Annotated in this window: 10 protein-coding genes; 1 reads left to right on the top strand and 9 read right to left on the bottom strand. The window is 76.0% G+C overall.

Annotated features, from left to right (window positions below):
- Positions 1 to 91: 91 nt before the first annotated feature.
- The 6 genes from ACF1BN_RS18180 to ACF1BN_RS18155 all read right to left on the bottom strand — a co-directional run bounded on the left by ACF1BN_RS18180 (position 92) and on the right by ACF1BN_RS18155 (position 5,116).
- The gene (locus ACF1BN_RS18180) at positions 92 to 661 is read right to left on the bottom strand and encodes a hypothetical protein (RefSeq protein WP_392332589.1); all 570 of its coding nucleotides are present in this window, start codon (positions 659 to 661) and stop codon (positions 92 to 94) included.
- On the bottom strand, positions 658 to 1,974 hold the full coding sequence (locus ACF1BN_RS18175) for a hypothetical protein (protein WP_392332588.1): 1,317 nt from the start codon (positions 1,972 to 1,974) through the stop codon (positions 658 to 660). The genes ACF1BN_RS18180 and ACF1BN_RS18175 overlap by 4 nt, the downstream gene beginning before the upstream one ends.
- Entirely contained in the window at positions 1,971 to 2,765 is a 795-nt protein-coding gene (locus ACF1BN_RS18170) for an ABC transporter ATP-binding protein (RefSeq protein WP_392332587.1), read from the bottom strand. The genes ACF1BN_RS18175 and ACF1BN_RS18170 overlap by 4 nt, the downstream gene beginning before the upstream one ends.
- Positions 2,762 to 3,652 (bottom strand): zf-HC2 domain-containing protein, encoded by an 891-nt coding sequence (locus tag ACF1BN_RS18165; protein WP_392332609.1) that lies wholly within the window; start codon positions 3,650 to 3,652, stop codon positions 2,762 to 2,764. The genes ACF1BN_RS18170 and ACF1BN_RS18165 overlap by 4 nt, the downstream gene beginning before the upstream one ends.
- A 2-nt stretch (positions 3,653 to 3,654) precedes the next feature.
- Positions 3,655 to 4,260, bottom strand: coding sequence for an RNA polymerase sigma factor (locus ACF1BN_RS18160; RefSeq protein ID WP_392332586.1), 606 nt, complete (start codon positions 4,258 to 4,260; stop codon positions 3,655 to 3,657).
- A gap of 172 nt (positions 4,261 to 4,432) precedes the next feature.
- Entirely contained in the window at positions 4,433 to 5,116 is a 684-nt protein-coding gene (locus tag ACF1BN_RS18155; RefSeq protein ID WP_392332585.1) for a hypothetical protein, read from the bottom strand.
- Positions 5,117 to 5,277: 161 nt separating this feature from the next.
- Between ACF1BN_RS18155 and lon the strand changes: the two genes are divergently transcribed.
- Positions 5,278 to 7,689, top strand: a complete 2,412-nt coding sequence (lon, locus tag ACF1BN_RS18150; protein ID WP_392332584.1) for an endopeptidase La — start codon at positions 5,278 to 5,280, stop codon at positions 7,687 to 7,689.
- Between the two features lie 72 nt (positions 7,690 to 7,761).
- Here lon and ACF1BN_RS18145 read toward each other — a convergent pair whose 3' ends face one another.
- From ACF1BN_RS18145 to ACF1BN_RS18135, 3 genes are all read right to left on the bottom strand, one after another.
- Entirely contained in the window at positions 7,762 to 8,916 is a 1,155-nt protein-coding gene (locus ACF1BN_RS18145; protein WP_392332583.1) for a glutamate--cysteine ligase, read from the bottom strand.
- A 328-nt stretch (positions 8,917 to 9,244) separates the two neighbouring features.
- On the bottom strand, positions 9,245 to 10,126 hold the full coding sequence (locus tag ACF1BN_RS18140) for a lytic polysaccharide monooxygenase (RefSeq protein WP_392332582.1): 882 nt from the start codon (positions 10,124 to 10,126) through the stop codon (positions 9,245 to 9,247).
- Positions 10,127 to 10,334: 208 nt separating this feature from the next.
- Complete coding sequence (locus tag ACF1BN_RS18135; RefSeq protein WP_392332581.1) at positions 10,335 to 11,168, bottom strand: lysozyme; 834 nt, start codon at positions 11,166 to 11,168, stop codon at positions 10,335 to 10,337.
- Between the last annotated feature and the right edge of the window lie 37 nt (positions 11,169 to 11,205).

The following is an 11,205-nucleotide window of genomic DNA, read 5'->3' as shown; positions in this document are numbered from 1 at the left end:
CAGCCCACTGTTCGTCAGAAAGATCCCCTCGCCCCACACCCAGATCATCGCGATGCGGGACGAGGCGCCGAGCCGATTTTCAAAACACGGCCTAGACCCTCCCCGGCCGCGGGCCGCGCCAGGCGAACAGGGCCGTCCCCGCGCACAGGAGCGCGCAGGCCACCGTCCAGGCCGCGCCCTCCGGGGCCGGCCGGAGCGCCCAGCCCCACCAGGCCGCAGCGGTGGCCTCCGGCGGCGTCAGGTAGACCGCCGCCGTGTACGTCACCGGCGGCAGCCAGCTCGTCCGCGCCCCGGTCAGCGCCGCCGCGCCGACCGCCAGACCGGTGAGCCCCAGCGTGTTCCGCACCGCGGCGGCCCCGCCGAACTCCACCGGATGCCCCCGCAGCACGAGGGCGAACAGGCACGCTGCCAGGACGGCCGGCACCAGGACGTGCCCGAGCCGCAGCGGCCACCAGGCCCGTACCGCCGTCCGGTCCAGCTCGTCGCTCGCCGTGTGCAGCGAGGTCCCGATCGCCGCCGCCACCAGCAGCGGCGCCATCAGCACCGGCACGCGCGCGTGGGGAGCGCCGTCCTCCGGCACGAGCAGCCACCCCGCCGCGACCGCCGCCAGGACCATGACCAGCGCACCGGGCACCGCGCGTGAGCGCAGGTAGAGCCTCACGGAACGGGCACCTCGTCGGGACGGCACCCGTTGGCCGCGAGATACCGGACGAGGTACGCGCGCTGCTCGGCCGGCGACTTCGCCCGCAGCCGGTCCAGGTGCGCCCGCGCGCCGGGGACGTCCGCGCCGTAGCCGGGCGGCGAGGGGGCGAGCCATTCGACGACCGCGTGGTTGATGTCCATCGTCCGCTCCGCGTGGGGCCCCGCGAGCTCGCCCTCCCGGCACTCCTCCGCGAACAGCTGCATCACCGCGTGGTTCCGGTACAGGACCGGGTCCCCGATCCGGTTCCGGACCACGTCCTGGCCGACGTCCCACAGCGGTACGTCTCCCGGCTCCTCCGCCATCCGGCCGACCGCCCAGCGGGCCGGGGCGCCCGGGAGCCCCCGGAGCCGTTCGTTCACCGGCTCCAGGGTCTCCACCAGAGACGGCAGCAGCCGGGCGTCCAGGGCGATCACGCACACCCGGGGCGCGCCGTCGGCACAGACCGGGCGGACCGCCGCCGGATCGATCCGCCACGGCCCGTTGTCCGCCGGCAGCCGCAGGATCGCCGCAGCCGCGCAGGCCGCCACCACCAGCGGCACGAGCCCGAGGAGGCGCGCCCGGGAGGAGCGGAGCCCGTACGCGAGGAGGAAGGCCAGCGCGAGGCCGGCCGTCCACGCGGCCGACGCGGGCGCGTACCACCACACCTGCCGGTACTCGGCCGCCGAGAACTGGGCGCTCGGGAGCAGCCAGCGCCAGGACGAGGCCGTGAAGTCGGCGTAGGCGAACCCGACGTAGCCGGCCACGGCCAGCAGCGGCGCCGTCAGTCGCCACCGGACCACCCGCCCCACCACGTGCCCGACGAGGCCCATCGCGCCCACCGCCACCGCGTCCGCGAGCAGCGGGGCGATCGCGGGCCGCCCCCAGGAGGCGTACGGCCACACGGCCAGCAGCACCACCGCGTCGCCGGCCGACACCGCGGCGGCCGGCCACAGCGCCGACGGGGCCGCCGCCACCAGCAGCCGGCGCAGCGGGGAGCGGGGCACCGACGCCCACAGTTCCTCGGCGCCCAGCCGCCGGTCCCGGCCGCCCTGGAGACAGCCCGCCGCCATCGCGAGCGGCCCGCACAGCAGCCCCGCGAGCGGATGGAGCAGATTCTCCGCGTCCTGCCAGCGGATCTGCCACTCCGGGGCCTTGGAGTACATCGTGACCAGGATCGTGACCATGATCGCCGCGCCCGTCCACGGCCCGAGGCCGCGGCGCAGTTCGGTGCGCAGCGGCCCGGGCGCGGAGCGCGGCGGCGTGGTCCCCGGACGGACCTCCGTCGCGGTCACCGGCCGGCCCCCGCCCGCTCGCGGTGGGAACGCAGGGCGGCGGTGTAACCGCGCTCGATGGCGTTGGCCGTCGGGTCGTCGGCCGGCGCCGCCGCGCCCAGCGCGGTGAGCTCGTCCGTCGTCCCCCGGAAGGCGAGCCGGCCCGCTTCGAGGAGGGCGACCTCCGTGCAGGCGGCGGCCACGTCCTCCACCAGGTGGGTGGAGACCACGACCGTCGACCCGGCGCCGAGCTCGCGCAGCAGCGCCCGGAACTCCACGCGCTGCTCGGGGTCGAGTCCGGCCGTCGGCTCGTCCAGGAGGAGCAGCTCCGGCTCGTTCACGATGGCCTGGGCGATGCCCGCCCGGCGCACCATGCCGCCCGACAGCGTGCGCAGCCGCGCGTCGATCCGGTCGGTGAGGCCGACCCGGGCCACCGCGCGTTCCACGGCCGCCGGGACGCGGTCCGCGGGCAGCTCCTTCAGCCAGGCCACGTACGCCACGAACTCCCGCACCGTGAAAGCCGGGTAGTGCCCGAAGTCCTGCGGGAGGTAGCCGAGCCGGCGCCGGATGCCGGTCCGTCCGCCCGGATCGCCGGCGTCCCGGCCGAGCAGCTCGACGCGGCCGGCCGACGGGGCGGCGACGGTCGCGAGGACCCGGACGAGGGAGGTCTTCCCGGCGCCGTTGGGGCCGAGCAGGCCGAGGACACCGGGGGAGAGGCGCAGGTCGAGGCCGTCGAGCGCGGGCACACGCGTGCGGCGGTGCCGGACCGTCAGGCCGGTCACGGCCACGGTGAGGGGACGCGGTGGGGTCACCGGGGCTCCAGGAGATCGTAGGAACGGCGCCGGAGCGCCAGGAGGGCCGCGCCGGCCAGCGCGGCGGCGGCCCAGCCGGCCTGCGCGGCCGGACCGGCGGCGTACGGAAGGGGTACGGAGGAGGCGCCGGCGGCCGGCCCGAGCAGCGGGCCCGCCACCGCGAGCAGCCAGCCCCCGCCGAGGGTGGCCGCGGCCGCGCGGCAGCCCACGAAGGAACCGAGGGCGAGCGTGCCGACGGTGAGCGCCAGGCCCGGCAGCAGCCACGCCGCCGCCCCCGGCAGCCCCGCGGCGGGCGGCAGCAGCGCCCCGGCGGCGGTCAGCAGCGGCACGCACACGGCGAGCACGGCGACCGCGCGGGTGAGCAGCAGCCGCAGGCCGCCGGCCGGGGTGGAGGCGGCGAGTTCGTGCAGCGGGTCGGCGCGCGGGCCGTACGACACGGCGACCCCGGCGAGCGGGAGGACGGGTGCGGCGGCGAGCAGCCAGGTCCGTCCCACCGGGAGCCCGGCGCCGTGCGACAGCGCGAACGCGGCCCCGGTCACCAGGGCCACCGCCGCCAGCCACGAGCCCCGCAGGGCGGGCCCGACGGCCCACCAGAGCCGGGCGGGGGAGGCCCACGCGCGCGCGTGGCGGCGGTCCTCCCGCGCGGGGGAGGGGGCGGCGGTGGTCGCCTGTTCCCGGTGGCCCACCGCGCGGAGGAGGTCGGCGCGCAGGGCCGCCAGGGCCGGGCCCGCGGGGCTCGTCGCGCGGACGGCGGCCGAGACGCGGGCCGCGCAGGGACCGCAGGCCTCGACGTGCTTCTCCAGGGACCAGGCGTCGGGCTCGGCGGCTGAGCCCTCGGCGTACCGGACCGCCAGGTCGGCGGGGACGTGCCAGGGGGCAGGAGGGATCGTCACGCGGGGCCTCCCAGGGGGTGCGGGCCCTGCGGGAGGCTCCCGAGGGCGGCGCGCAGCTCGCGGCGGGCGCGCTGGACGCGGGTCTTCACGGTGCCCTCGGGTATGCCGAGCAGTCGGGCCGCCTCGCGGGTCGTGAGCCCGTCGACGACGGTGGCCCGCAGCACCTCGGCCAGCTCGGGCGAGATCCGGTCGAGGGCGGCGCCCACGTCCCCGTACTCCAGGCCCGCGAGGACCCGGTCCTCGGCGGACGGGGCGGCCGGGAGCGGTCCGGGCGGTACGGCTCCGGCGGACTCGGCGCGGGCGGTGCGGGCGCGGGCGCGCTGGGCGTCGACCAGGCGGCGGGCGGCGATCACCCACAGCCAGCCGCCCGCCTCTCCCCGGCCCCGGTGGCCGCCGGCGGAGCGCCAGACGGTGACGAAGGTGTCCTGGAGGACCTCCCGCACCGTCTCCTCGTCCGGGCAGCGGCGGGCCAGCCGGGCGTACAGCCAGCCGGCGTGCCGGTCGTGGAGCAGCGCCAGCGCCTCGGTGTCGCCGCGGGCGACGGCGCGCAGCAGCGCGGCGTCGTCGGCCGGATCGTCCCCCTCGGGGCGTGACAGTCTCACGCCCTCTCTATCGCGCTCCGGACCCCGCGCGGTTCACGGATCCGCGAACGGTTCCGCGAACGGTTCCGCGAACGGTTTCGCGAACGGAGGCGCGAACTGATCCGCGAACCGGTCCGCGAACCGGTCCGCGTCGGCCGCGTGTCGGCGGCCCGACGGCGGGGTCACGGCGCGGTCACGGCGCGGTCGGGGGGCCGCCTCCGGGGAGGGCGTCGAAGACGCGCTGGAGGGCGGCGGGCCGCTCGCCGTCGCCCGCGACGACGAGCCGGTGCTCGTACGTCACGAAGTACTGGAACCCGTCGGCGATCGGCGGTCCGCCCGGCCGCTCGGGCACGCGCGCGTAGGCCGGGTCCTCCAGCGCCGCCCGCAGCCCGGCCAGCGCGTCGGCGCTCATCCGCCCGGAGCGCGTCTCCCTTTCCTTCGACCGGACGGTCCAGCTCCCGTCCTCGTGCACCACGAGCTGGTTGGTCACCCCGGCGAACCCGCCGTTCACGACGACCTCCACGAGCACCGCCCCCGCCCGGGGCTCGGCCGGATCCGCCTCCGTCGCGGTGGCGGAGGGCGTACCCGGGGCCGAGGCGGAAGGCTTCCCCGTCCCCGTCCCCGTCCCCGTCCCCGTGTCCGTGTCCGAGGCGCCTGGTGCGTCCGGGGTGCCGGACGAGGAGGCGCCGGACGAGGAGGTGCCGGGGCCGGGCGTGATCCCGGAGCTCACGGTGCTCCCGCTCCCCGACCCGGGGGAGGGGCCGGGCGCGTCGGCGTCGGCACACCCGCTCACCCCGACCACCAGCACCGCCACCACCGCCGGCACCGCGCCCCACACCGGTCCGCGCCCGACCCGCCGTTCCGCACCCGTCTCCATGCGCCGAAGCATGCCCGCCCCGGTTCCCCCGCGCAGCCGGAATCCCGCAGGTGCCACCCCGTTCCCGGCCGATCGCTCAGAGCGAACACCGCTTGGGGAACATCCGGCGGCGCAGATGCATTGAGTCGGCATAGCTCAACTTGACTGCCGAAGGGGAGATCATGGCTTCTGAGTCCAAGGCGACCGTGCCGCTCACTCTGCCTGTGCTGCCGCTCGACGACGAGGTCGTGCTGCCCGGGATGGTCGTGCCGCTGGATCTGTCGGACAACGAGGTGCGGGCCGCCGTGGAGGCGGCCCAGGCCGCCGCTCGCGGGGCGAGCGGGAAGCCGCGGGTGCTGCTGGTGCCGCGGGTGGACGGGACGTACGCCGGGACCGGTGTGCTCGGGATCGTCGAGCAGGTGGGGCGGCTCGCGGACGGCGATCCGGGCGCGCTGATCCGGGGCGTCGGACGGGTGCGGATCGGGGCCGGGACGACCGGGCCCGGCGCGGCGCTGTGGGTCGAGGGGAGCGTGGTCGCGGAGACCGTGCCCGAGCCCCTGCCGGGCTCCGTGACCGAGCTGGTCACGGAGTACAAGGCCCTCGCCACCAGCTGGCTGAGGAAGCGCGGCGCCTGGCAGGTCGTGGACCGGGTCCAGCAGATCGACGGCGTCGGCGCGCTCGCCGACAACTCCGGGTACTCGCCCTTCCTCACCGTCGAGCAGAAGCTCGCCCTCCTGGAGACCGCCGACCCGGTCGCCCGCCTCGGGCTCGCCACCGCCCAGCTCCGCGAGCACCTCGCCGAGCAGGACGTCGCCGAGACCATCGCCAAGGACGTCCAGGAGGGCGTCGACAAGCAGCAGCGCGAGTTCCTGCTCCGCCGCCAGCTCGAAGCCGTCCGCAAGGAGCTGCGCGAGCTGAACGGCGAGCAGGACGGCGAGGAGTCCGACGACTACCGCGCCCGCGTGGAGGCCGCCGACCTGCCCGGGGCCGTCCGCGAGGCCGCCCTCAAGGAGGTCGACAAGCTGGAGCGGTCCAGCGACCAGTCGCCCGAGGGATCCTGGATCCGGACCTGGCTCGACACCGTCCTCGAACTGCCGTGGAACGAGCGGACCGAGGACCGGTACGACATCCTGGGCGCCCGGGCCGTCCTGGACGCCGAGCACGCCGGCCTGGAGGACGTGAAGGAACGCATCACCGAGTACCTGGCGGTCCGCAAGCGGCGCTCCGAGCGCGGGCTCGGCGTCGTCGGCGGGCGGCGCGGCGGTGCCGTGCTCGCGCTCGTCGGCCCGCCCGGCGTCGGCAAGACCTCGATCGCGGAGTCCGTCGCCCACGCCATGGGCCGGAAGTTCGTGCGCGTCGCCCTCGGCGGCGTGCGCGACGAGGCCGAGATCCGCGGCCACCGGCGTACGTACGTGGGCGCCCTGCCCGGCCGGATCGTCCGGGCGGTCAAGGAGGCCGGGTCCATGAACCCGGTCGTCCTCCTCGACGAGATCGACAAGGTCGGCTCCGACTTCCGCGGCGACCCCGCCGCGGCCCTGCTCGAAGTCCTCGACCCGGCGCAGAACCACACCTTCCGCGACCACTACCTGGAGGTCGAACTCGACCTCAGCGACGTGGTGTTCCTCGCCACGGCCAACGTCCTCGAAGCCATCCCCGAGGCGCTGCTCGACCGCATGGAGCTGGTCCGCCTCGACGGCTACACCGAGGACGAGAAGGTCGTCATCGCCCGCGACCACCTGCTGCCCCGGCAGCTGGAGCGGGCCGGCCTGGAGCCCGGCGAGGTCGTCCTGGAGGAGGCGTCGCTGCGGAAGCTGGCCGGCGAGTACACCCGGGAGGCGGGCGTCCGCACCCTGGAGCGGGCCGTCGCCCGGCTGCTCCGCAAGGTCGCGGCCCAGCACGAACTCGGCGACCGCGAGCTGCCGTTCACGGTCACGCCCGAGGACCTGCGGGCCCTCATCGGGCGCCCGCACCACGTGCCCGAATCCGCCCAGGACCCGGCCGAGCGGCGTACCGCGGTCCCGGGCGTGGCCACCGGCCTCGCGGTGACCGGCGCGGGTGGCGACGTCCTCTTCGTGGAGGCGTCCCTCGCCGACCCGGAGACCGGCGCCGCCGGGCTGACCCTCACCGGTCAGCTGGGCGACGTGATGAAGGAGTCCGCGCAGATCGCGCTCTCCTTCCTCCGCTCGCACGGCGCGGAGCTGGAGCTGCCCGTGACCGGCCTGAAGGACCGGGGCGTGCACATCCACTTCCCGGCGGGCGCGGTCCCGAAGGACGGCCCGAGCGCGGGCGTCACCATGACGACCGCGCTGGCCTCGCTGCTGAGCGGCCGGCTCGTCCGCACCGACGTGGCCATGACCGGCGAGGTCTCCCTGACCGGCCGGGTCCTGCCCATCGGCGGCGTGAAGCAGAAGCTGCTCGCCGCGCACCGGGCCGGGATCACCACCGTGGTCATCCCCAAGCGGAACGAGGCCGACCTGGACGACGTCCCGGCCGAGGTCCTGGAGAAGCTGGAGGTCCACCCGGTGACCGACGTCCGTCAGGTCCTGGAGATCGCCCTGGCCCCGGCGGAGGTCCCGGTCGTGGCCGCCGCCTGACCCGAGGACGGCGAGGCCCCCGGTACGCGCGCGTGCGCACCGGGGGCCTCGCGCACGCGCGTGGGCGGTCCCTCACACCGGGGTCGTCCGCCGCACGGCCTCGACGATCACCGAGGCCAGCGACGGGTCGCCGGCGTGGGCGGCCCGCTGGAGGTCCGCGCCGGTGCCCCGGGCGAGCAGCCGCTCCAGGCCGGCCTCGGCGCGCTCCCGGTCGCCCGTGTCCTCCAGGGCGGGGCGCACGTGGCCGAGCAGGGCGCGCAGCACCTCGCCGGCGGGGGCGGGCCGCCAGCTGCGCGGGTCGAGCAGTTCGCCGCCGAGCCCGTACCGGCTGGCCCGCCAGGCGGCGAGCCGCAGCACCACCGTCGACACCGGGTCCGGGAGCCGCCCCCGGCGCCACTCCCGGGCCGCGGTCTCCACCAGGGCGCGGCTCAGCACCGCGAGCAGGACGGTGTCCTCCACGTCGAGGCAGACGTCGCCGACGCGGATCTCCACCGTCGGGTAGCTGGGGGAGAGCCGGGCGTCGAAGTAGACCATGTTGCCGTCGAGCGGGACCTCGCTGGCGAGCATCTCGCTGGTGGTCCGCTCGTACGCCGCCACGTCCCCGTACAGCTCGCTGGGGCCGGACATCGGCCAGCGCTGCCAGAGCTGGTGGCGCCAGCTCGCGTACCCGGTGTCGACGCCCTGGAAGTAGGGGGAGTTGGCGCTGAGCGCGAGGAGCGGGGCGAGCCAGGGCCTGATCCGGTCGAGCACGCCGACCCCCTCCTCGGGCGAGGAGAGGTGGACGTGCACGTGGCAGGCGCAGGCGAACTCCTCGTCCACGAGATGGGCGTACCGGTCCTGGATCCGCCGGTAGCGGTCGTCCGGGGTGAGCAGCGGCGGACCGAAGTCCACGGGCGCGGTCGCGAGCGCGGCGACCGCCACACCCGCCTCCGCCGCGGCCGCCGCGGCGGCGAGCCGGGCCCGGCGCAGCTGGTCGGCGAGCTGGGGGGTGGTGGCGCAGGGGGCGGTGCCGATCTCCAGCTGCTCGGCGTACAACTCGGGCTTCGCCGGTTCCGGGCCCTCGGTGCGCGGCCCGGTGCCGGCGTGCCAGGCGGCGATCTCGGTGACGGTGCCGGCGAGGGGCTGGGGGTGTCCGGTCTCGGGGTCGACCAGGAGGAGCTCCTCCTCCACTCCGAACGTGCGCGGCCCTTCCCCGCGGTGGTAGACCCACCGCTGCTGGTTCCGCATGGAGCGCTCTCCTTCACGGGGCGGATTCACGGGCGGACGGTGGTGCGCTGACGGGCGTTCGAACGAGCTTTCTCCAAGGCTGTCCACGAACGTCCCGGCTTCCACCCGTCCCCGTGCGGATGGCGCGAAATCGCCCCCCGGACGAGGTCCGGGGGGCGATGGGGCGGGAGAGGGGGGCGGGGTTCCCTGGGAGCCGCCGGAGGGGTGAGCGGGGCCACCGCCCCGCCCGTCCGCTCCCGCCGTCCTCCGCTCCGGGGGCGGCCCCGGTAGCCACCCCGGGCGCGGCCCCGCGGGGCCGGGCGCGGGAGGCGGTCCCGGGGACGCGTCCCTAGGAGGCGGAGGAGTTGCGGCGGCGGCCCAGGAGCAGGCTGCCCGCGCCGAACACGGCGAGCGCGCCCGCGCCGGCGAGGGCGAGCGGCAGCGGCGAGCCGGGTGCCTGGGCGGCCTCGGCGGAGAGCGCCGGCGGCTGCTCGTCGCCGCCGTGGCCCGCGTGGCTCACCGTGGACAGCTCGGCGCCGGCGGCCAGTTCGGCCTCGGTCGGTGCCTCGGCCTTGGCGGCGGTCGCCGCGGCGGCGCTGCCGAAGGTGACGTCCGAGCAGCTGTAGAACGCCTCGGGGCTGTCGTTGCGCTGCCACACCATGTAGACGATGTGGCGGCCGGTGCGGGCGGGGAGGTTGCCGGTGAAGGAGTAGTAGCCGTCGGTGGCGGTGCGGGTGGTGTTGTACACGGCGGCCGGGGTGGCGTCGAGGTCGGACCACTTCAGCGGCTGCGTCGGGTCGAAGCCCGCCTTGGTGATGTACATCGTCATCGTGCCGGAGTGGGCGGCCGTGGCGCGGATCTTGAAGCCGAAGGCGCCGGCGGAGACGGCGGTGGCGGGCCAGTCGGTGCGCGCCCAGTCCAGGGCCCGGTACTTCTCGCGGTTGGCCGAGCAGAGCTTGCCGTCGGGGATGACGGCCTTGTGGTTGCCGTCGGCGTTGGCGATGTTGACCTCGTTCCAGTCGTAGAGCGGCTGGGTGCCGGAGTCGGCGACGAGGTCCTTGCACACCTGTGAGTCGGGGCTCTCGGGGCCCTCGGCGTAACAGGCGGCGACCCGGCTCACGGGGTTGAAGACGGCTCCGTGGGCGGCGGCGGTGGTGGGGGTGAGGCCGACGAGGGCGGCGGCGGCGGACAGGGCGGCGACGCCGGCGGCGGTACGGCGGGAGGACGGCATGCGGGGGCTCTCTCTCGTGCGTGGGGGAGTACGGAACGAGCAACGCGCGCGGGGCGCACAGAAGTTGAAACCCGTGCGACCGGGGTAGAGACTCGCATTGGTCCATACCAATGGGCAAGAGGGTGGGCGGAAAAAGGCCCTGAGCACGCGAAACGGCGGTTCCGGGGGCACCGCCGTGCCCCCGGAACCGCCGTCCTCCGCGCCGGCCTCAGCCGTTCGCGAGCGCCTGGACCCGGGAGAGGTCGCCGTTGAAGTGGTTGTGGTCGCCGACCGTCGGGCCGGTCGAGGTGTACTGCCACATCGTGTAGTACGGCCAGCCGGCCGGGAGTTCGCCGACGGCGGCGGCGTACCGCGCGACCCACAGGGGGTTGGCCGAGGCGAAGCCGGAGTAGTTGCCGGTGCACTGCTTCCACCAGCTGGTCGCCGTGTAGATGACGGCGTCACGGCCGGTGCGGGCCTTGTAGCGGTCGAGGAAGTCGCGGATCCACGCGACCATCCCGGACTGGCTCTTGCCGTAGCAGGTGGCGCCGTACGGGTTCCACTCGATGTCGAGGACGCCGGGGAGGGTCCTGCCGTCCTTCGACCAGCCGCCGCCGTTGTTGACGAAGTAGTCGGCCTGGGCGGCGCCGGTGGTCGTGTCCGGGGTGGCGAAGTGGTACGTGCCCCGGATCATGCCGACGTTGTACGAACCGTTGTACTGCTGCGCGAAGGAGGTGTTCTTGTAGTACGTGCCCTCCGTCGCCTTGACGTAGGCCCACCTCACGCCGCTGTTCCACAAGGTGGTCCAGGCGACGTTGCCCTGATGGCTGGAGACGTCGACGCCCTCCGTCTGGACGGCGAGGGCCGAGGCGTCACCGGCGGGGGCGGCGCCCCGGCCGTCGTGCTTCAGGACGCCCATGCCCATGTGGGCGGTGCCGCGCGCGGGGACGGCGGCGCGGGCGCCCGGGTCGGCGGCGCCGGCCTGGCCGGCGAGGGGGAGGACGAGGGCGGTGGCGGCGAGGCCGGCGAGCAGGGTGGTGGGGACGGATCTGCGCACACGCATGGCGTGACTCCCGAAGGGTCGGTGGGGGTGGTGTGGA

This window comes from Streptomyces sp. NPDC014861 (assembly GCF_043081625.1).
Lineage (GTDB): Bacteria > Actinomycetota > Actinomycetes > Streptomycetales > Streptomycetaceae > Streptomyces.
The sequence above is the reverse complement of the archived record's forward strand: the minus strand, read 5'-3'. Positions and strand labels throughout refer to the sequence as shown.